This window comes from Algiphilus aromaticivorans DG1253, from assembly GCF_000733765.1.
Classification (GTDB): Bacteria; Pseudomonadota; Gammaproteobacteria; order Nevskiales; family Nevskiaceae; genus Algiphilus; species Algiphilus aromaticivorans.
The window spans coordinates 305,944-324,969 of the sequence record NZ_JPOG01000001.1 but is presented as its reverse complement, the minus strand read 5'-3'; the positions used below and the strand labels follow the sequence as shown (position 1 = coordinate 324,969).

At 66.9% G+C, this 19,026-nt stretch carries 19 protein-coding genes; 8 read left to right on the top strand and 11 right to left on the bottom strand.

Annotated features, from left to right (window positions below; genetic code table 11):
* Position 1 precedes the first annotated feature (1 nt).
* Positions 2-1,039: a type IV pilus twitching motility protein PilT gene (locus tag U743_RS01560; protein WP_043764992.1), complete on the bottom strand. Its 1,038-nt coding sequence runs from the start codon at positions 1,037-1,039 to the stop codon at positions 2-4.
* A gap of 78 nt (positions 1,040-1,117) precedes the next feature.
* Here U743_RS01560 and U743_RS01555 point away from each other — a divergent pair, with 78 nt between their 5' ends.
* The 4 genes from U743_RS01555 to U743_RS01540 all read left to right on the top strand — a co-directional run bounded on the left by U743_RS01555 (position 1,118) and on the right by U743_RS01540 (position 4,102).
* Entirely contained in the window at positions 1,118-1,810 is a 693-nt protein-coding gene (locus U743_RS01555; RefSeq protein WP_043764989.1) for a YggS family pyridoxal phosphate-dependent enzyme, read from the top strand.
* 68 nt (positions 1,811-1,878) lie between these two features.
* Positions 1,879-2,544 carry a ribose-5-phosphate isomerase RpiA gene (gene rpiA, locus U743_RS01550; RefSeq protein WP_043764987.1) on the top strand — a complete coding sequence of 222 codons (666 nt, stop codon included), beginning with the start codon at positions 1,879-1,881 and terminating at the stop codon, positions 2,542-2,544.
* 30 nt (positions 2,545-2,574) lie between these two features.
* Positions 2,575-3,090, top strand: coding sequence for a DUF4399 domain-containing protein (locus tag U743_RS01545; protein WP_043764984.1), 516 nt, complete (start codon positions 2,575-2,577; stop codon positions 3,088-3,090).
* A gap of 154 nt (positions 3,091-3,244) precedes the next feature.
* A complete protein-coding gene (locus U743_RS01540; RefSeq protein ID WP_052367401.1) occupies positions 3,245-4,102 on the top strand; it encodes an HDOD domain-containing protein in 858 nt (285 codons plus the stop codon).
* A 76-nt stretch (positions 4,103-4,178) separates the two neighbouring features.
* Here U743_RS01540 and U743_RS01535 read toward each other — a convergent pair whose 3' ends face one another.
* From U743_RS01535 to prpB, 6 genes are all read right to left on the bottom strand, one after another.
* Entirely contained in the window at positions 4,179-4,574 is a 396-nt protein-coding gene (locus U743_RS01535; protein ID WP_043764982.1) for a PaaI family thioesterase, read from the bottom strand.
* Positions 4,571-5,233: a DUF6989 domain-containing protein gene (locus U743_RS17855; protein ID WP_052367400.1), complete on the bottom strand. Its 663-nt coding sequence runs from the start codon at positions 5,231-5,233 to the stop codon at positions 4,571-4,573. Before U743_RS17855 ends, U743_RS01535 begins: the two co-directional genes overlap by 4 nt.
* Complete coding sequence (locus U743_RS01525) at positions 5,230-6,111, bottom strand: alpha/beta fold hydrolase (protein WP_043764980.1); 882 nt, start codon at positions 6,109-6,111, stop codon at positions 5,230-5,232. The genes U743_RS17855 and U743_RS01525 overlap by 4 nt, the downstream gene beginning before the upstream one ends.
* Before the next feature lie 70 nt (positions 6,112-6,181).
* Positions 6,182-6,748 (bottom strand): TMEM165/GDT1 family protein, encoded by a 567-nt coding sequence (locus U743_RS01520; RefSeq protein ID WP_043764978.1) that lies wholly within the window; start codon positions 6,746-6,748, stop codon positions 6,182-6,184.
* A gap of 63 nt (positions 6,749-6,811) precedes the next feature.
* Positions 6,812-7,969 carry a bifunctional 2-methylcitrate synthase/citrate synthase gene (prpC, locus tag U743_RS01515; protein WP_043764976.1) on the bottom strand — a complete coding sequence of 386 codons (1,158 nt, stop codon included), beginning with the start codon at positions 7,967-7,969 and terminating at the stop codon, positions 6,812-6,814.
* 48 nt (positions 7,970-8,017) lie between these two features.
* Complete coding sequence (gene prpB, locus U743_RS01510) at positions 8,018-8,899, bottom strand: methylisocitrate lyase (RefSeq protein WP_043764975.1); 882 nt, start codon at positions 8,897-8,899, stop codon at positions 8,018-8,020.
* Between the two features lie 166 nt (positions 8,900-9,065).
* Between prpB and U743_RS01505 the strand changes: the two genes are divergently transcribed.
* On the top strand, positions 9,066-10,007 hold the full coding sequence (locus U743_RS01505) for an alpha/beta hydrolase (RefSeq protein WP_043764972.1): 942 nt from the start codon (positions 9,066-9,068) through the stop codon (positions 10,005-10,007).
* 79 nt (positions 10,008-10,086) lie between these two features.
* Here the strand turns inward: U743_RS01505 and U743_RS01500 are convergent, their stop codons facing one another.
* Positions 10,087-13,374: a beta strand repeat-containing protein gene (locus U743_RS01500; protein ID WP_156966295.1), complete on the bottom strand. Its 3,288-nt coding sequence runs from the start codon at positions 13,372-13,374 to the stop codon at positions 10,087-10,089.
* Between the two features lie 397 nt (positions 13,375-13,771).
* Here U743_RS01500 and U743_RS01495 point away from each other — a divergent pair, with 397 nt between their 5' ends.
* The 3 genes from U743_RS01495 to U743_RS01485 all read left to right on the top strand — a co-directional run bounded on the left by U743_RS01495 (position 13,772) and on the right by U743_RS01485 (position 16,598).
* Complete coding sequence (locus tag U743_RS01495) at positions 13,772-14,398, top strand: TetR/AcrR family transcriptional regulator (RefSeq protein ID WP_052367398.1); 627 nt, start codon at positions 13,772-13,774, stop codon at positions 14,396-14,398.
* A 64-nt stretch (positions 14,399-14,462) separates the two neighbouring features.
* Entirely contained in the window at positions 14,463-15,566 is a 1,104-nt protein-coding gene (locus U743_RS01490) for an alkene reductase (protein ID WP_043764970.1), read from the top strand.
* Positions 15,567-15,608: 42 nt separating this feature from the next.
* The gene (locus tag U743_RS01485; RefSeq protein WP_043764968.1) at positions 15,609-16,598 is read left to right on the top strand and encodes a zinc-dependent alcohol dehydrogenase family protein; all 990 of its coding nucleotides are present in this window, start codon (positions 15,609-15,611) and stop codon (positions 16,596-16,598) included.
* A gap of 28 nt (positions 16,599-16,626) precedes the next feature.
* Here the strand turns inward: U743_RS01485 and U743_RS01480 are convergent, their stop codons facing one another.
* From U743_RS01480 to U743_RS01470, 3 genes are read right to left on the bottom strand one after another with little or no spacing between them, the layout of a single operon-like run.
* A complete protein-coding gene (locus tag U743_RS01480; protein ID WP_043764965.1) occupies positions 16,627-17,592 on the bottom strand; it encodes a quinone oxidoreductase family protein in 966 nt (321 codons plus the stop codon).
* Positions 17,589-17,993, bottom strand: a complete 405-nt coding sequence (locus U743_RS01475) for an OsmC family protein (RefSeq protein WP_043764963.1) — start codon at positions 17,991-17,993, stop codon at positions 17,589-17,591. Before U743_RS01475 ends, U743_RS01480 begins: the two co-directional genes overlap by 4 nt.
* Positions 17,990-18,949 (bottom strand): pirin family protein, encoded by a 960-nt coding sequence (locus tag U743_RS01470; RefSeq protein ID WP_043764961.1) that lies wholly within the window; start codon positions 18,947-18,949, stop codon positions 17,990-17,992. The genes U743_RS01475 and U743_RS01470 overlap by 4 nt, the downstream gene beginning before the upstream one ends.
* Positions 18,950-19,026: the final 77 nt, after the last annotated feature.

The window sequence follows — 19,026 nt, the reverse complement described above, 5'->3', positions numbered from 1 at the left end:
CTTAGTGGAAATCGGCCTTGGAATTGGCGTACATGCGGGCTTCGCTGCTCGTCACCTTGCCGGCGCGCACCAACTCCTTGAGATTCTGGTCGAGGGTCTGCATGCCTTCGCGGCCACCTGTCTGGATCGCCGAGTACATCTGCGCGATCTTGTTCTCCCGGATCAGGTTCCGGATGGCGGCATTGCCGATCATGATCTCGTGCGCAGCGACACGGCCGCCGCCGACCTTCTTGAGCAGCGACTGCGAGATCACCGAGCGCAGCGACTCCGACAGCATGGCGCGCACCATGTCCTTCTCCGAGGCCGGGAAGACGTCGACGATGCGGTCGATGGTCTTGGCGGCCGAGCTGGTGTGCAGGGTGCCGAAGACAAGGTGACCGGTTTCGGCAGCGGTCAGCGCCAGGCGGATGGTTTCCAGATCGCGCAGCTCGCCGACAAGGATGACGTCCGGATCCTCGCGCAGCGCCGAGCGCAGCGCCTCGTTGAAGCCGAGGGTGTCTCGGTGCACCTCGCGCTGGTTGATGAGGCACTTGTTCGAGTTGTGCACGAACTCGATGGGGTCCTCGATGGTGAGGATGTGGCCGTACTCATTCTTGTTGATGTGGTCGATCATCGCCGCCAGCGTGGTCGACTTGCCCGAGCCGGTCGGGCCGGTGACCAGCACGATGCCGCGCGGCACGTCGCAGATCTGCTTGAAGATCTCGGGCGCGCCGAGATCCTCCAGCGACAGGATCTTCGAGGGGATGGTCCGGAAAACGGCGCCGGCGCCGCGCCCCTGGTTGAAGGCGTTGACGCGGAAACGCGCCAGACCGGAGATCTCGAAGGAGAAGTCCGTCTCGAAGTTCTCGTCGAAGTCCTTGCGCTGCTTGTCGTTCATGATGTCGTAGATCATGGCGTGCACCTGCTTGTGCTCCAGCGCAGGCAGGTTGATGCGCTTGACGTCACCGTCGACGCGAATCATCGGCTCGACACCGGCCGAAAGATGCAGGTCCGATGCGTTCTGCTTGACGGCGAAGGTCAGCAGCTGCGTGATATCCATGCCGCGAGGTCCCCTTTCGTGCTCGGCGTTGTAACGCCTGGTGAAGGCTTGTTTCCGGCAAGACTATAGTTCTCGACGATGACTGACCACAGCCCTGCAGTCGCCGAACGGCTTCATTCGATCCATGAACGGATCGCGGCGGCGCAGCGGCGCGCCGGAAGCGACGCGCCCATAACCCTGATCGCGGTCTCCAAGAAACAGCCGGCAGCGGCCGTACGTGCGGCAGCCGACGCCGGTCAGCGCGTCTTCGGCGAAAACTATGCGCAGGAGGGTATAGCCAAGCGGCGCGAACTCGATCGTGACGATCTGCTCTGGCACCACATCGGGCCGATCCAGTCGAACAAGTGCGCTGACATCGCCGCGCACTTCGACTGGGCCCAGGGCGTGGATCGAGAGAAGATCGCGCGCCGGCTCGGCGCGGCCCGTGGCGAGGCGCAGCCACCGCTGCAGGCCTGCGTGCAGGTCAACATCTCGGGCGAAGCCAGCAAGTCCGGCGTCGCACCCGATGCGACCGAAGCGCTTTGCGCGCTTGTAGCGGAACAACCCGGTCTGCAGCTGCGGGGGCTGATGGCCATCCCCGCGCCGCCCGCCGACGGACAGCCGCCACAGGCAGACTTCGAGCGGATGCGCGCGCTCTTCGACCGCCTGCGCGCGGCCGGCTGGCCGCTGGATACGCTGTCCATGGGCATGAGCGCGGACTTCGAGACCGCCATAGCCTGTGGCGCCACCATGGTGCGCGTCGGTAGCAGCCTCTTCGGCGCGCGCACCTGAGGCTGTACACGGACAGCCGCCGCGCGCATTCGCTATGCTGCGGGGCACCATCCGACAGGAACACCCCCATGTCCCAGGACAACGCCAAGCGCCGCGCGGCCGAGGCCGCCATAGAGCACGTCAACGGCGGTGATGTGCTGGGCGTCGGAACCGGCTCGACGGTCAACATCTTCATCGACCTGCTCGCCGAGAAGCGCATCCGCCTGGAGGCGACAGTTTCCTCCTCGGACGCCTCCAGCGAGCGTCTGGAACGCCACGGCTACAAGGTGGTCGATCTCAACAGCGCCGGCACGCTGGATCTCTACATCGACGGCGCCGACGAGGCCGATCCGCACCTGCGGCTCATCAAGGGCGGTGGCGGCGCGCTCACGCGCGAGAAGATCGTCGCCGAGGCCAGCCGGCGCTTCGTCTGCATCGTCGACGAGAGCAAGTGCGTCAAGCGCCTCGGCGAGTTCCCGCTGCCCATCGAGGTGATCCCGATGGCGCGCTCCATGGTCGCGCGCAAGCTCGTCGCCATGGGCGGTCAGCCGAAGCTGCGCGAGGGTTGCACCACCGACAACGGCAACGTCATTCTCGATGTGACCGGCCTTGAGCTGACAGACCCCATCAAGGTCGAAGCCGAACTGAATCAGTTTCCGGGCATCGTCACCGTCGGGCTCTTCGCCCGCCGCGGCGCCGATCTGCTCATTGTCGGCAGCGCCGACGGCGTTGATACGCGTCGCGCGGGCAGCTGACATCCGATGGTCCACGAGGGAGGTAGCAACATGCGCAATTCGATACTTCGTCCGCTCGGCATCGCCGCCATCACAGCCACCCTGGCGCTCGGCGCCTGCGGCGGCCAGAACACCGGCGATGCTGAAGGCAGCAGTGGCGCCAACAGCACAAGCGACAAGCAGCCCGAAGCGAAATCTTCGCTGCCGCAGGGCCGTCTGGCGGCGCCGGGCGACGCGCGCGTCTATTTCATCGGCCTTGAGGACGGCGACACGGTGAGCAGCCCGGTCACGCTGCGCTTCGGCCTGGAGGGCGCCGGCGTGGCGCCGGCCGGAATGCACAAGGAAGGCACTGGCCATCATCACCTGCTGGTCGACGTCGAGGATTTCCCGACCGACCGACCGCTGCCGGCCGACGAGCAGCACATCCACTTCGGCGGCGGACAGACGCAGACCGAGCTGGAACTGGAACCGGGCGAGCACACGCTGCAGTTGGTGTTGGGCGACTGGAAGCACCAGCCGCACGACCCCGTCGTCTCCAGCGAGCGCATCACCATCATGGTCGAATAGCCCGTTGGGCTAAGCCGGCTGGGCCCCGCGCCCGGCCGGTATTCGCGACGCCTCAGCGACAGGGCCGCGACCCACCGGCGCGACTCGTCGCCGCACAGCCGCCGGCCATCGTCCATTCGGACGCCGGCGGGGTGCGTGTGCCGATACTCGGCACATGGACGGAGCCAATCTCGCAACACCCACCGGCAGCCAGAGCGCGCTCATTCAGCTCGTGCAGGAGCGCCTCGCGGCAGGGCAGCTGCCGCTGCCCACCCTGCCCGACCTGGCGCTGCGCATCGACGCCATCGTCGGGGCCGAAGCTGTCGGCGCAGCCGATGTCGCCACAGCCATCAGCCAGGACCCGGCCACCGCTGCGCGCCTGATCCAGGCTGCCAACAGCGCCTACGCCGCCAGTCGCGTGCGGGTGCAGAGCACACAGGCCGCCGTCACCCGTCTCGGACTCGCCTATAGCCGCGCGCTGGTACATCGCGTCGCCCTCGAGCAGATGTTCCTGGCGCGCTCATACGATCTGCAACGCTTGGCGCAGGAGTGCTGGCGGGTCAGCCTGGACGTTGCCGCGCTCAGCGAAGCCCTGGCGCGCGAGTGCAGCGACTTGGCCCCCGAGACGGCCATGACGGCCGGCCTGCTGCATCGGGTGGGCCTGCTGCCGCTGATCCGGCTTTTCGACGACGAGCCCGAGTTATTGGACGATGAAACGCAACTTGAGCCCGTCGCGACCGCAGTCGGGCCCAGCATCGGTCGGGATCTGCTGGCGCACTGGTCCTTTCCGCGCCTGCTGCAGGAAATTCCGGAGCTGGCCGTAATGCCCGACTACCAGCATACGGGCCCCTCCGACTATGCCGATCTGGTGCTGACCGCCCGCTATGGATGCGCATTGGCCGCCGGCGAGTCAGCGCCTACGGTGCCGGTGCATGCCCTCGGCAAACTGGGTCTGGCGCCCGGACGCGCCTTCCTTCAGGCGTCCACCATCCGCCTCGCCCACGAGAAGGCTCGCCAGAGGCTGGAGTGCTGATTCGCCGCCGACACGCGTTAAAGCTACACCCCCACCAGGGACATGAACAGGCATCGTCCGCAGCGAACGCAGATCCTTAGCAATTGACGAGGCTCTTGGTCACGCGCGCCGTGGCCAACAGCCGCTCGCCGGCGCGAGCCTCGACGTCGATGAAGGCGATGCTTCGTCCCAGGCGACGCACATGGGCTTCAATTGCCACCTTCTCGCCTTCGCTTGCCGCGCGCATTACCGAGACGTGCAGATCATGGGTCACCGCCTCGCGATCCATCGGCAGCTGCGACAGCAGCGCCGAATAGGCCGCCACATCACAAAGCGTGTATAGCACGCCGCCGTGCAGCGCACCGGCCGGATTGACCGCGTAAGGGTTCACCGTGAAGCACAGCGTCGCCGCGCCGTCGGCGGCCTCGATGCCGGTCACGCCCAGATCGCGGTGCAGCTGCAGGGCACGTACAGCGGCCAGTCGGTCGCTCATGGTCGCGTTCCCATTTCGATGAAGAACCAGCTCGTGATCAACGCGCCGGTATAGAGGACGCTGATGCCCGCCGCCACCAGGATGGATTCCAGCGGATTGCCGCCGGTGCGCTGATAGCCCCACCAGGCCGCAAGGCCCAGCAGCACTTCGGCCGGAAGCACATAGAAGGCAATGCCCAGCCACTCCTGCTGCACGCCCACGGCCTGCCACAGCCCCAGCGGTGCGGCGTACCACTCCGAGCTGCCGAAGAGAACCAGCGCCAAGCCGGCGGCCAGCATGGGGCGCACCGGTCCCGTGCCCAGCGCGTCGGCGAGCCGCACGCAGAGGAAGAGCGGGATCATCCACATGCCCGCCATATAGACCGGCACCGCGCCGATGCGAGGCACACCGTGATCATGGAAACGCAGGCTGCCGATCAGCTCGGCCAGGATCCAGTCCGGCACGACCTGCAGCAGCGACAGCGGCAGCAGGAATGCCCACAGTCGTAGCCACTCGCTGCGGCCGCCGGCCAGCGCGGTGCCGACCAGTGCCACGTGGTAACCGACTACCAGGCCGGAGACCGTCAACCCGTAGTACCCGGCCGGCGCGAAGCCCAGCAGGAGCAAAGCCGCCAGCCCGTAGAGGCCGTGGAAGACGAGCAACTCGCGCACCGGCCTCATGCCGGCAACTCCGACCAGCTCAGAAAGGCATCGGCCACGGCACCGGGCGCCTCGACCTGGGGATAGTGGCCGACGCCCGGCAGCTCCACCACATCCGGATGCGCCACCAGCTCGCGGTAGCGCGCGACCATGTGCGCGCCCGACACCGGGTCGTCGAGACCGTCGATGACGCGCAGCGGCACCGGGCTGGCCGTCAGCGCGCCCACCCAGCGTTCCCGATATGCGCGACGTTCGGCCATGTAGCCGATGAGCCGGGCCATCGCCGCCTTGCCGCCATCGCGCGTGGCCAGCTCCCAGAAGGCGTCCAGCTCGGCCTCGGAGGGCTGACTATTGGCGCCGAAGATGCCGCGGAATGTTCGGTCGAAGCCGCGACGCCCCATGGCCTGCGCCAGAAGCGGGCCGACTTTCGATGCCAGCGCCTTCTGCACGAAGCGTGCGCGATGCGTCTCCGGAAAGAGGCCGCCGTTGAGAAAGGCCACAGCCCGCGGCCGGACGCGGGCGCTGCCGTCGATGGCACGTGCCAGCCATTCCTGCGCCACGGTGTCGCCATAGTCGTGGGCGAGCAGCACGGCCTCGTCGATACCGAGACGCTCAGCCAATACCTCGTGCAGGCTGCACTGCTCGGCAATGCTGTAGCGATGACCGGGCGGCTTCGCCGAAAAGCCGAAGCCCAGCATATCCGGCGCGACCACCACATCGAAGGCCGCGGTCAATCGTTCCCAGACCGCCTGCCAATCCCAGGAGGCGGTCGGAAAGCCGTGGATGCAGATCAGCGCGCGCGGCCGCTCGGCGTCGCGACGATGCAGCCGATAGAAAATGCGATGGCTGCCGAAGTCAAAGACATCGCCAGCGGCGCGCCACTCGGCCGGTGTAATCATGAAGCTGCTCCCTGCGCGGCCCCGTGCCGCGCGCGCACTGTAGCGAGCCGGTGCCATGCCTGCAGGACGCTCAGCCCCAGATCAGGGTGGCCATGCCGAGCAGCGCGAATAGGGCGGCGCCGATGAAGCGCATGGGGCGCACCGGCAGTCGCGCCGCAAAACGGTGGCCGAGCCAGACCACGGGCAGATTGATGGCCGTCATGCCGACAGCCGCGCCAATGATGACGGGGAGCGGCGTCTCGAAACGCGCGGCCAGCGCCAGCGTCGCGACCTGGGTCTTGTCCCCCAGCTCGGCGACGAAGAAAAGCAGCGCCGTGGCCAGCAGCGCGCTGCGCACGCTGCGCTGCGGGATGCTGGCGGCATCGTCGTCGTGGCCGTCGGGCAGCAACACCCACAGCGCCATCAGCAGGAACCCGACCCCAACCAGGTTCGCCTGCAGCGTCTCGGGAACATGCGCAGCCACCCAGGCACCCAGCAGGCCGGCCAGGCCGTGGCTGGCAAGCGCCGCGACAGCAATACCGCCAGCCACTGACCAGGGCCGCCGGAAACGCGCGGCCAGCGCCAGCGCCAGCAGCTGCGACTTGTCGCCGATCTCGGCAGCAGCGATGAGAGCCACCGCCGCGACGAAAGCTTCCATGCGCTAGATCAATCGGCCGCGCCGGCGCGATGCCGGGCGGCAGCCGTCAGAAATGCGAAGCGGCTACTTGCGCTTCTTGATGGGGACGAACTTCTGGTCCTCGGGCCCGATGTAATTGGCCGAGGGACGAATGATCTTTCCGTCGAGGCGCTGCTCGATGATGTGCGCGCTCCAGCCGGCTGTACGCGCCAGCACAAAGAGCGGCGTAAACATGGCCGTGGGCACACCCATCATGTAGTAGCTCACCGCGCTGAACCAGTCGAGGTTCGGGAACATCTTCTTGGCGTCCCACATCACCGACTCGATGCGCTCGGCGATGTCATACATCTTCTTGTTTCCCTGCTCCTCGGAGAGCTTGCGAGCGATTTCCTTGATGACCTTGTTGCGCGGGTCGGCCACGGTGTAGACGGGGTGGCCGAAGCCGATGACGACTTCCTTCTTGGATACGCGCTCGCGGATGTCCGCCTCTGCCTCATCGGCGTTGTCGTAACGCTGCTGGATGTCGAAGGCGACCTCGTTGGCGCCGCCGTGCTTGGGCCCGCGCAGCGCGCCAATGCCGCCGCAGATGGCGGAATGGAAGTCGGCGCCGGTGCCGGTGACCACGCGCGAAGTGAAGGTCGACGCGTTGAACTCGTGCTCCGCGTATAGGATCAGGCTGGTGTGCATGGCGCGCTCCCAGTTGTCGCTGGGCGGCGTGCCGTGCAACAGGTGCAGGAAGTGCCCGCCGATGGAGTCGTCATCGGTCTCGGTGTCGATGCGCTTGCTGTTGTGGCTGAAGTGGTACCAGTACAGCAGCATGGAGCTGAGGCTGGCCAGCAGGCGGTCGGCGATCTCGCGTGCGCCGGCGGTGCTGTGGTCATCCTTTTCCGGCAGCGCGCAGCCCAGCACGGAAACACCGGTGCGCATGACATCCATCGGATGCGAGGAGGCGGGCAGCGCCTCCAGCGCTTCCGTCACGGCCACGGGCAGGCCGCGCAGACGCCGGAGCTTCGCCTTGTAGGCGGTCAACTCGGCTTCGGTGGGCAACTTCTCGTGCACGAGCAGATAGGCAATCTCCTCGAACTCGCAGTACTCGGCCAGATCGAGAATGTCGTAGCCGCGGTAGTGCAGATCGTTGCCGCTACGGCCGACCGTACACAACGCGGTGTTGCCGGCGGTGACACCGGACAGCGCGACGGACTTCTTCGGCTTCGGGCCGGCCTTGTTCTCGGTTTCGCTCATGGGGTTGTCTCCGTTACAGATCAGGGCTGTCGCAGCGCGGCCTAGGCCTCACTGCTTAGAGGAAAAAAGGGCGTCGAGCTTGCGCTCGTAGTCGTGGTAATTGATGGCTTCGTAGAGTTCGGCACGCGTCTGCATGGTGTCGACGACATTCTTCTGCGTGCCGTCGCGACGCACCGCCTCGTAGACGTTCTGCGCGGCCTTGTTCATGGCGCGGAAGGCCGACAGTGGATAGAGCACCAGGCTAACGTCGGCCGAGGCCAGCTCGTCGACCGTGAACAGCGGTGTGGAGCCGAATTCGGTGATGTTGGCCAGCACCGGCACGCCCACTGCTTCGGCGAAGCGCTTGTACATGGCGAGTTCGGTCATGGCCTCCGGGAAGATCATGTCCGCACCGGCCTCGACGCAGGCCGTGGCGCGGTCGATGGCCGCTTCGAGGCCCTCCACGGCCAGCGCGTCGGTGCGCGCCATGATCACGAAGTCGGGATCGGTGCGTGCGTCGACGGCAGCCTTGATGCGGTCGACCATCTCCTGCTTGGAGACGATCTCCTTGCCCGGCCGGTGGCCGCAGCGCTTGGCGCCGACCTGATCCTCGATGTGCATGGCACCAGCGCCGGCCTTGATCATGGCCTTCGTGGTGCGCGCGACATTGAAGAAGCTGGAACCGAAGCCGGTATCGACGTCGACCAGAAGCGGGGTGTCGCAGACGTCGGTGATGCGGCGGACGTCGACCAGCACGTCGTCGAGGCCGGAGATCCCCAGGTCGGGCAAGCCGAGGCTGCCTGCGGCGACACCGCCACCCGAAAGGTAGATGGCCCGGAAGCCGGCCTGCTGGGCCAGCAGGGCGTGATTGGCGTTGATGGCGCCGATGACCTGCAACGGGGTTTCTGCGGCCAACGCTGCGCGGAAGCGCGCGCCTGCGGATTCGATCATGGATGCTCCCTAGTTCATGCCTCGCGCTGGCGCCTGGGGCGCTCGCGGAGGATCTTTGGCGGCGTCAGTCTAAACAATTTGTCCGCCGCGCTTCGCGCCGCGCACGCCAGGCCGGCTTGCGGCATGCTCTGGCGGCGAAACAAATCCCCACTATGAGGAGACCCCGATGGCCCTGCATCCCCAGGTAAAGCAATTCCTCGAGCAGCTGAAGGCGGCCAATGCCCCGGCCTTTCACGAGCTGGAGCCCGTGCAGGCGCGTGAGGCCTATCAGCAACTGGTCAGCATGGTTCCACCGCCGGAAGCCACCATCGGCGGCACGCGCGACCTGGAGCTCGACGGCGCCGAGGGCAGCATCAAGGGTCGACTGTACTGGCCGGAGTCACCCGAAAGCGCCATGCCCGTTCTGGTCTACTTCCACGGCGGCGGCTTCGTCATCGGTGACCTGGAAACCCACGACCCACTCTGCCGCGGGTTGTGCGCGGCCAGCGGCTGCGCGGTGCTGGCAGTCGATTACCGGCTGGCGCCGGAGCACCCCTTCCCGGCTGCGCCGGACGACTGCATGGCAGCCACTCTCTGGATCGCGCGCAAGGCGCAGTCGCTGGGCCTCGATGCCAGCCGCATGGCGGTGGGCGGTGACAGCGCCGGCGGCAATCTCGCTGCCATTGTCGCGCAGCGCATCCGCGACGAGGGCGGCCCGGCGCTGCGCGCGCAGCTGCTCTACTACCCGGCCACCCGCGTCGCGGAGGAGCCGACCCAGTCGATGATCGACAACGCCGAGGGCTACCTGCTGACGCGCAACGATATGGCCTGGTTCTTCGGCCACTATCTGCCGGATGCTTCCACCATCGACATGGCCCGCCTGGCACCCTTGCAGGCCGAGCGCCACGATAACCTGCCACCCTCGCGCGTCGTCGTCGCCGGCTTCGACCCACTGCGCGACGAGGGGATTGCTTACGCCGAGGCGCTGAAGACCGCCGGCAGCCCGGTCACCCTCGTCGAGCACGCCGACACCATCCACGGCTTCATGAACTTTGCCGGCCTCTTCGAAGGTGCGGCCCGCGAGTTGACCGACAGCGGCAAGTGGCTGCGTGAGCAGCTCGTCGACTAAAAGGCACGGCGCATAAAAAACGGCGCTGCCGGAGACCGGCAGCGCCGCAGCCCGCTGACGCGGGAATCAGGCCTTCAGATCACTCCTCGATAACGATGCTTGGCCCCTTGAGAGGCAGCGTCAGTCCCTGCGCGGGCATGCCGCTCATGGCGCCGGTAGCGTCGACCTGCTCGACGCTGAAGCGCGCCTCGGCCAACACCCCGTCCTCGCTGACGCGCGACGAGGTGCCATCACAAGCCGTCAGGCCGAGCCCGCCGACGAGCAACAGCGCCGCCATCGCGCCGCGACGACGCGGCAGCCCGAGCAGCCCCACGGCCAACAGCGGAAGGCCGGCACCGCCGGTGGCCAGCATCAGCTTCCAGTCGCCGCTTGCCGCAGCGCTGCTCTGGGCGATGTCGACGACCAGCAGGTAGCTCTCGTCGCTACCGGGCGCCAGTACCCGCTCATTGGCGAAGGCCACTGAGAAGGCATTACCGGCCGTATCCACGGAAACCGTGGCATCGGTGTTGCCCAGAAGCTGATCACCGCCGTCGAGCATGCCGTCAGCGTTAGCGTCGATAACCACACGCGCGTTGACAAGCCGGCCAGCGATGTCACCCATGCTGCTCAGCGACCCGCTGAAGCCGCCGACGAGCAGATTCTCGTCCGCGCTGGCCGGTTGCGAGATGCTGAAGGCAACCGCTACCACCCCGGTATCGCCTGGCACGGCTGTGACCTGCTCGGGCGAATTGTTGGCGGTCGCCGCCACCGGTCCGTCGACCAGCTCGTAGGCGCCAATGTCGCAGCCGGGGTTGTCGCGCGACACGCCGCGCTGATCGATACCGTTAACCGGCATACCCTGGCAGACCGCATCGTCGCCGGCGTCGATGGCCGGGCTTCCGGCCATCAAGGCGTGCGTCTGCGTATCGCCGCCGTTGGCGGCAAGGGCGCCGACCAGATTGCTACCGCTGCCGTCGATCGTCGCGCCAGCAACACCGTTGCCCACGAACAGACTGTTCGCAGCCGTGACGACACCGGTGTCGCTGTTCAGCAGGCCGGCGCCCATGCCTGTCGTGGTGTTGTCGGCCACCGTCACATTGACGATGCCGAGATTGCCAAGCGGCCGGTTGAAGATGCCGCCACCGCCGCCGGCACCGGCGTCGTTGCCGGAGACGGTGCTGTTGACGAGGGTCATGTCGGCTTCGTTGAAGTTCCAGAAGCCTCCGCCTTCGTTCGCCGCACTGTTGTTCGAGGTCGTCACGCGGTCCACCACGATGACGGCGTTGCCGCCCGTGACGTGAAAGGCTCCGCCGTTACCCGGCGACGGGCCGGTGCTGTTGCCGTCGATGGTGAGATTGCGCAAGGTGATGTCGGCCATCGCCGTACCCACACCCTCAGTAGCGGTGTTGTTGTCCTCGATGCCGCCGCCGGCGCGCACCGCGGTATTCCCGGCGATGCGGCCACCGGTCACCGTCAACGTGTTGCCGAGGTTGAGGATGCCGCCACCGCTGCCCGCGTCGCCACTGGCGTCGTTGGCAGTGATGATCGTGTCGGTCACCTCAAGCGTGCCGGCGAGGTTGAACAGACCACCGCCGCCCTGATTGGCAGCGTCACCCTCTGCAGTGTTGTCGGCGATCGTGCTGTTGCTCAGCGTCATCAAGCCGGCGCCGTTCCAGAGGCCACCGCCCTCGCGGCCGGCGGTGTTGCCGGAAACGGTGATGCCCGAGATGGTGGCGTCGCCGGCGCCGGTGATGTGCATGCCACCGCCGTTGCCGGGGCTGTCGCCGGTCGTGTTCCCGGAGAGCATCAGCCCATCCTGCAGCGTGGTCTCGGTGTTTGGCGTGGCCTCGATGCCGCCGCCGGCACGCGACGATGCATTGCCCGAGATCTCGCCGCCGCTGACGATCAGCACACCGCGGTCTGGCATTACAGAATCCGGGCCGAGGTTGAAGACGCCGCCGCCGCTGCCAGCCATGCCGGTAGCTGTGTTGCCGATCACGGTGACGTCGGACAGCTCCATGCGACCGGTGCTGTTAAAGAGGCCGCCACCGCCGTCGTCGGCAGCATCGCCGTTCGCCGCGTTCTCGCTCACGGTCGTGCCATCTACGGTCATCAGCCCGGCACTGTTCCACAGACCGCCGCCTTCGCGAGCAGCCGTGTTGCCCGACACCGTGCCGCCGGTGATGCTGGCGTTGCCCGCGCCGGAGATGTGCATGCCACCGCCGTTGCCCGGGTTCGCGCCCGTCGTGTTGTCGGCCAGCGTGACGTTGTCGAGGCTGGTCTCGGTGAAGTCGGTGGCCTCGATGCCGCCACCAGCGCGGTTCGAGCTGTTGCCGGTGATAGCGCTGTCGGTCACGCTCAGCGTGCCGCTGCGCTCGTCGGAGCCCTTGTTGAGGATGCCACCTCCGCTTCCGGACTCGCCATCCGCAGTGTTGCCGCTGATGGTCGCACCGCTGACATTCAGCGCGCCCGCGTTGTTGAAGAGGCCGCCGCCGCCGTTGGCGGCGCCGTCGCCGCTGGCCGTGTTGCCGCTCACGGTTGTACCGCTGACGGTCATGCTGCCGAAGCCGTTCCACAGGCCGCCGCCCTCGTTGGCTGCGCTGTTGTCGCTGACGCTGCCGCCGGTGATGGTGGCATCGCCGGCGCCGGTGATGTGCAGACCACCGCCGTTGCCGGGCATCGGGCCGGTCTGGTTCTCGCTGAGCGTGACGCCGTCAAGGCTTGTGGTGGAACCAGCCACGGCTTCAATGGCGCCACCCGCGCGCTGCGAGCTGTTGCCGCTGAGGGTGGCATCGGTGATGCTCAGGCTACCGGCGTTGAAAATCGCACCGCCGCTGCCCGATCCCATGGGCGCGCTGTTGCCGTTGAAGCTGCCACCGCTGATGCTGAGGGTGCCGGCATTGAAGATGGCGCCGCCGCCCTGATCGGCATTCGTGCCGTTGGCGACACTCCCGGAAATGCTGACGTCTTCGAGCGCGACCTCGCTGCCCGCGACAATCTGCATCGCACCGCCACTGCTGTCGCTGGCGCCGTTGGTGATGTTGATGCTGCTGATCGTCACGGACTGCATGCTGCCAGCGCCGCCGCTCGCGTCGATGCTGAAGGCGCGCTGCATACCGCCAGCATCGACGGTGAGCGAAACCAGCCCTGTCAGGCCGATGCTGCCGTCGATAACAACATCGTCGTCGATACTCAGCGCGCCTAGATTGCTGTTAAGGGTGATAGTCGGCTCGGCGAGTTCCAGCAGCCCCGGCGCGAAGGTGATGCTGTCGCCGTCCACTTCACCAGCGGGCGCATCGCCAGCGCTCGCGTTGGTGCTCGCGGCGATCAACGCCTCGCGCAGAGTGACGTCACCATCGCTGGCGGTGTTGTCCGCGAGCGAGGTCACGACGAAGTCCGTCGCCCATGTATTGCCTGCAGCCAGCAAGGCTGCAGCAGCGACCGCTGCCCGGAGACCCCCGGTGGCGGATGTCGATAGTTTCGATCTGGCCATCTTGCAACTCCTCATCATTCGGTTCGGTGCACTGCGAAGGAGGAAAGCCGACGCGGCACAAGCCGATCTGAAACGACCTCCTCCAACACTCAGTTACGTGGCAGTGCCGGATGTGGATGCAGCCGATGTCGAGGCTTCGGGCCACACACCGCAGACACCCGGCGCGCGACCTGTGGCTCGTGGCCCTGACCAGGGAACGGCCGCCGCCGGACCAGCGCCGGTCTTCACCCTCAAAAGAAGCACGCTGCCCCGTCACTTGCGACATATAGACGACCGGTCTATTCTGGCGTGCATGAACGCTGATACAGCCAACAGCTCCTGCCCAGCGCGAGTCGGGCGCGCCGATACGCGCAGCCAGCTTCTGCAGGTGGGCGCGGAGCTGATCAGTACGCAGGGCTACAACAACACCGGCATCAAGGCGATCCTCGACGCCGCAGGCGTCCCCAAGGGCTCCTTCTATTACTACTTCGCCAGCAAGGAAGATTTCGGGCTCGCCGTCATCGAGCATTTCGACGCCCACTATCAGGACAAGCTCGACCGCATCCTCGACGACGATGCCGTCGCACCGCTTGAGCGGCTGCGCAACTTTCTGGAGGCTGGCATCACGGAGATGGGCGCCGGCGATTTCGCGCGAGGCTGCCTGATGGGCAATCTCGCGCAGGAACTCGCCGGGCAGAACGCTGCATTCCGCGAGCGCCTGCAGGAAGTCTTCTCGGGCTGGACAGCACGCTTCGCCGAATGCCTTGCGACGGCGCGCCGGCGCGGTGATCTCGCCCCGGACAGCGAGCCGGAGCAACTCGCCGAGTTCCTCCTCGTCGGCTGGGAGGGCGCGGTGCTGCGCGCCAAGGTCACCCGCGACCCGCAACCAATGCAGGCCTTCCGCGACACCTTCTTCGAACGCGTGCTTGCGCGGGCCTGATTTTTATTTGCCCCGGCCTAAACCGACCGGTCTACTCGGATTCAGAAGAAACAGGAGTCCATACATGAGCACCCCCCACCCGTACCTCTTCGAGCCCCTGCAACTGGGCGACATCGCCATGCCCAACCGGGTGCTGATGGCACCACTGACGCGCAACCGCGCCGGCACCGGCAACGTGCCGCAAGCGATGAACATACGCTATTACGAACAGCGCGCATCGGCGGGGCTCATCATCAGCGAAGCTACCCAGATCGCTCCGGAAGGGATCGGCTACCCGAACACGCCGGGCATCCACAGCGAAGCGCAGATCGCGGGCTGGCAGCGCGTTACCGACGCGGTACACGCAGCCGGCGGGCGCATCTTCATGCAACTCTGGCACGTCGGCCGCATATCGCACCCCTCGCTGCAACCGAAGGGCGAGCTACCGGTCGCCCCGAGCGCGGTTCGCCCCGCGGGAAAGGCATTGACCTACGACGGACCGCAGGACTTCGTAACGCCACGCGCCCTTGAAGCCGAGGAGATTCCCGGCATCATCGAGCAATATCGGCAGGCTGCCGAGAATGCGCGAAGCGCCGGCTTCGACGGTGTCGAGATCCACAACGCGAACGGCTATCTGCTGGATCAATTCCTGCGCGACGGCACGAATCAGCGTCACGACGACTGGGGCGGCAGCCTTGAGAAACGCATGCGGCTGCCACTGGCCGTTCTGGAAGCCGTGCTGTCGGTCTGGCCCGCCAGTCGCGTCGGCATCCGGCTGTCACCGAGCGGCACCTTCAACGACATGCGCGACTCGGACCCCGAGACCACTTTCGACAGCTTCGTGAAGAAGCTGAACGACTACGATCTGGCCTATCTCCACTTGCTGGAACCCGTGGAAGCCGATATCCGCCACGGCGGACACGCCATTCCGACGCGGCATTTCCGGCCGCTCTACAGGGGCCGACTGGTAGTCAACGCCGACTACGACGCGGCCAGCGCCGAGACCGCCATCGCTGCCGGTGACGCCGACGCAGTGGCCTTCGGCCGCGCCTACATCGCCAATCCGGATCTGCCCGAACGCCTCGCTGCCGGCGCGGCGCTCAACACACCGGATCCACAAAGCTTTTACGGTGGTGATGAGCACGGCTACACCGACTACCCGGCACTGGCCGATAGCGCAGCGGCCTGAACAAACCTGACCGAATCCAGCCGAAACCGAAGGAGAGAAACCATGAGCAAGGTCGTCCGCTTTCACGAGACCGGTGGCCCCGAAGTCCTGAAGATCGAGGACGCCGACATCGGCCAGCCCGGCGCCGGCGAACTCCGCGCCAGAATCGAGGCCATCGGACTGAATCGCGCCGAGATCATGTTTCGCTACGGCGCTTACCTGGAAGCACCGAATCTCCCATCGGGCGTCGGCTACGAAGCCTCCGGAACCGTCGTAGCCACCGGGGAAGGCGTCACGGATTACGCCCCCGGCGACGCCATCTGCATCATCCCGGCCTTTTCCATGAACGACTACAGCGTCTACGGCGAGGAAGCCATCGTGCCAGCCTACGCCTGCACGCATCGGCCGGAAGGCCTTGATGCCGTGCAGTCGGCGGCGATCTGGATGCCCTACCTGACAGCCTTCGGCGCGCTGATCGACATCGCCCAGATCCGGCAGGACGAGGCGGTCATCATCCCGGCGGCCTCCAGCAGCGTCGGCCTGGCTGCCATCCAGATCGCGCTGCAGCAGGGGGCGATACCGATCGCCACGACGCGCGGGCCCGAGAAGGTCGACGCGCTGAAGGCCGCCGGCGCCACGCACGTCGTCACCGGTGACCAGGATCTGGCGGCAGAGGTCGACCGCATCACCCGCGGGCTAGGTGCACGCGTCGTCTTCGACCCGGTTGCCGGGCCACAGGTCGAATCACTGGCCAAGGCCACCGGCCCGGGTGGAATGATCTTCCTCTACGGCGGCCTCGCCGGCGCGCCCACGCCCTTCCCGCTGATGCCGGCGCTGCAGAAGGGGCTGGTTCTTCGCGGCTATACCCTCTTCGAGGTCATCGCCGACCCCGAGCGCTTCGCGCGCGGCAAGAGCTTCGTCACCGAAGGCCTGGAGAGCGGCCATCTCAAGCCGACCGTCGACGACAAGCGCTTCAGCCTCGACGACATCGTCGAGGCCCACCGCTACATGGAGTCCAACGCCCAATTCGGCAAGGTGGTCGTCACCGTCTGATCCTAACCTCGGCAGCGGGTACGCGCCGTTACGCCATCCGCAGGACAAGCTCGTTCGCTTCGCCGTGGGCAAGCGATGCGTAGGCCGCCACCCCATCCCCGAGGGTGCATGTCGCGGGCTGCGGGTCGAGGACGAGTTGCCCGCCATCGATCGCGGCGGAAAAGCGGTCCAGCATGCGCGCGCAGGCCGCGCTGTCGTGCAACAGGGAATTGACACCGACAATGCTGCCGGCGCGCCGATAGAGGTCGAGCACCGGCACCTCGACGAGCCCCCCGTCGGGCGCCGCGATGACCGCGACGCGGCCGCCGATCGATAGCGCCGCGATGGCCGCCGGCAAGCAGAATCCGGTCGTGTCGAAGACGACATCGGCACCGTCACCGAAGCGTCTCTGCGCCTGATCAGCGAGCGGAGGCGCGCCCTCGACCAACGAGACGGTATCGAAACCGGCGCCCGCCAAAGCCGTCAATTGCTCGGGCCGGCGTGCCGCAGCCAGCACCTGGGCTCCGCGCGCCCGGCCGAGCTGCAGCGCGACGCGACCCACCGCGCCCGCCGCACCAATCACGAGCAGCCGAGTACCTCGCCGCACCCCGGTGCGCTCAAGGGCGTCCCGCGCCGTGGTCAGCGGCACGCCGCAACGCGCCGCCTGCTCGAAGGAGAGCAACTCCGGCTTGGCCGAGAGCGCTGCCACCGGAAGCACAATACGCTGCGCATGACTCCCGTCGCGGCGGAAACCCAGCTCGCTGCCACTGAACCAGACTTCTCGACCGACCCAGGCCTTCGGCCCGCGCAGCACCACACCGGCGCCATCGCGTCCCGGTATACGCGGCAAGCTCGTGTCGGGGAAGCGGCCAAGTACATTCTTCACATCGCTGGGATGCAGTCCCGCCGCCTTCACGACCACCAATGCCTCCCCGGGCCCTACCTCGGGCTCCGCCGCATTCTCCAACCGCAGTTCCTCAAGGCTACCGGTAGCCGCAAAGCGCAACGCCTTCACGGGGCCGCGCGCCGCGTGGTGATGGCGCTGCCCGCCATCAGGGTCCGGGTCACGGGCGTCTTGCCGGCGATGTCGAGCAGGCGCTGCCATTGTTCCTCGTCGAGGGGAGCGCTGCAGGTCAGCTCTCGGGCGATATGGGTGGCGCCTTCATCGTCCTTGCGCAACGTCAGCGCGACCGCCACCTCGCCCAGCTCCCAGCCCTTGCGCTGGGCGTACATGCGCAGCGTCATGGCCGTGCATGCGCCGAGACCGGCGAGGATGTAGCCGTAGGGCGACGGGCCGGCATCCTGCCCGCCGGCTGTCGCGGGCTCGTCGGCGACGAGGGCGTGGGCGCCGGTTTGCATGTCGGCACGCCAGGGCGCGCCGCTACTGCGCGTGGTGAGCGAGGCGATGGTCTTCATGATCTGCCTGCCTTCAGTCGGATGCCGGCCGGATCTGGAGCACGCAGCGGCTTCGAGGGGCTCCCCACATCGCGGGCAAAGCGCCGGCCCGCGTTCCAGTCGGCGACGGCTTCCTCGATCTCCGCGGGCTCGCGCGCGACGAAGTTCCACCAAAGGAGGATTTCCTCCTCGAAAGGTACGCCGCCGACAATGAGAATCTGCGCGGCCTCGTCGCAGGAAACATCCAGCGTCTGGCGGCCCGTGCCGAGATAAAGTAGCGATCCTGGCTCCAGCGTCTCGCCTGCGACTGTTGCAGCCCCGCGCAGCACGAGCGCGGCGTGCTCGAAGGCGGGCTCCAGCGGCAGCGCCGTGCGCGTCGCACCGGCGCTTTCCAGATCGAGACCAATTAATGGCGTGTAGACCCTGGCCGGGGAGGTCCGGCCCAGTGCCGAACCGGCCAGCACCGTCGTTCGGAATCCGTTGGAATCAACGACGGGAAGCTCTGGATAATGCTCGAAAGCCGGCTCGCAATGACGCTCGGCATCGGGCAGAGCAATCCAGAGCTGGGCGAGATGGATGCGGCCCGGCGCATCGCTGACCGCGTCCTCGCTGTGCACGATGCCGCGACCGGCGGTCATCAGATTCACCTGCCCGGGGCGAATGATCTGTTCTACGCCCAGGCTGTCGCGATGCAGAATTTCGCCCTCCATCATCCAGCTAAAGGTCTGCAGCCCGATGTGCGGGTGCGGGCCCACCGCGATGCCTTCGCCAGGGCCGTATTCCATCGGCCCGGCGTGGTCGAGAAAACACCAGGCGCCCACCATTCGCCGCTGCTTCGAAGGCAGCGCACGGCGAATCAGCAGCCCCTCGCCGAGCTGGCTCTCCCGCGAGGCGATACGCTCGGCCACCGGGCGACCAGGACACTCCGGGCAATCCGTCGAGACGGACAGCTGGTCCTGCTCCATCACACTGCTCATGATTTCTTCTCCTATTGCGTGGCGAAACGAAGATCACGACTGCGGCGAATGCTCCGCATCATGCCGGTCGCACGCAC

What these genes read in the sequence shown, in the direction of transcription:
- U743_RS01485 (WP_043764968.1), top strand. Translation starts at nt 15,609, where the DNA reads ATGAGCAAGGTCGTCCGCTTTCACGAGACCGGTGGCCCCGAAGTCCTG.
- prpB (WP_043764975.1), bottom strand. Translation starts at nt 8,899, where the DNA reads ATGATCGAATCCGCAGGCGCGCGCTTCCGCGCAGCGTTGGCCGCAGAA.
- U743_RS01490 (WP_043764970.1), top strand. Translation starts at nt 14,463, where the DNA reads ATGAGCACCCCCCACCCGTACCTCTTCGAGCCCCTGCAACTGGGCGAC.
- U743_RS01505 (WP_043764972.1), top strand. Translation starts at nt 9,066, where the DNA reads ATGGCCCTGCATCCCCAGGTAAAGCAATTCCTCGAGCAGCTGAAGGCG.
- U743_RS01540 (WP_052367401.1), top strand. Translation starts at nt 3,245, where the DNA reads ATGGACGGAGCCAATCTCGCAACACCCACCGGCAGCCAGAGCGCGCTC.
- U743_RS01555 (WP_043764989.1), top strand. Translation starts at nt 1,118, where the DNA reads ATGACTGACCACAGCCCTGCAGTCGCCGAACGGCTTCATTCGATCCAT.
- U743_RS01535 (WP_043764982.1), bottom strand. Translation starts at nt 4,574, where the DNA reads ATGAGCGACCGACTGGCCGCTGTACGTGCCCTGCAGCTGCACCGCGAT.
- U743_RS01495 (WP_052367398.1), top strand. Translation starts at nt 13,772, where the DNA reads ATGAACGCTGATACAGCCAACAGCTCCTGCCCAGCGCGAGTCGGGCGC.
- U743_RS01520 (WP_043764978.1), bottom strand. Translation starts at nt 6,748, where the DNA reads ATGGAAGCTTTCGTCGCGGCGGTGGCTCTCATCGCTGCTGCCGAGATC.
- U743_RS17855 (WP_052367400.1), bottom strand. Translation starts at nt 5,233, where the DNA reads ATGAGGCCGGTGCGCGAGTTGCTCGTCTTCCACGGCCTCTACGGGCTG.
- rpiA (WP_043764987.1), top strand. Translation starts at nt 1,879, where the DNA reads ATGTCCCAGGACAACGCCAAGCGCCGCGCGGCCGAGGCCGCCATAGAG.
- U743_RS01525 (WP_043764980.1), bottom strand. Translation starts at nt 6,111, where the DNA reads ATGATTACACCGGCCGAGTGGCGCGCCGCTGGCGATGTCTTTGACTTC.
- U743_RS01545 (WP_043764984.1), top strand. Translation starts at nt 2,575, where the DNA reads ATGCGCAATTCGATACTTCGTCCGCTCGGCATCGCCGCCATCACAGCC.
- U743_RS01560 (WP_043764992.1), bottom strand. Translation starts at nt 1,039, where the DNA reads ATGGATATCACGCAGCTGCTGACCTTCGCCGTCAAGCAGAACGCATCG.
- U743_RS01475 (WP_043764963.1), bottom strand. Translation starts at nt 17,993, where the DNA reads ATGAAGACCATCGCCTCGCTCACCACGCGCAGTAGCGGCGCGCCCTGG.
- prpC (WP_043764976.1), bottom strand. Translation starts at nt 7,969, where the DNA reads ATGAGCGAAACCGAGAACAAGGCCGGCCCGAAGCCGAAGAAGTCCGTC.
- U743_RS01470 (WP_043764961.1), bottom strand. Translation starts at nt 18,949, where the DNA reads ATGAGCAGTGTGATGGAGCAGGACCAGCTGTCCGTCTCGACGGATTGC.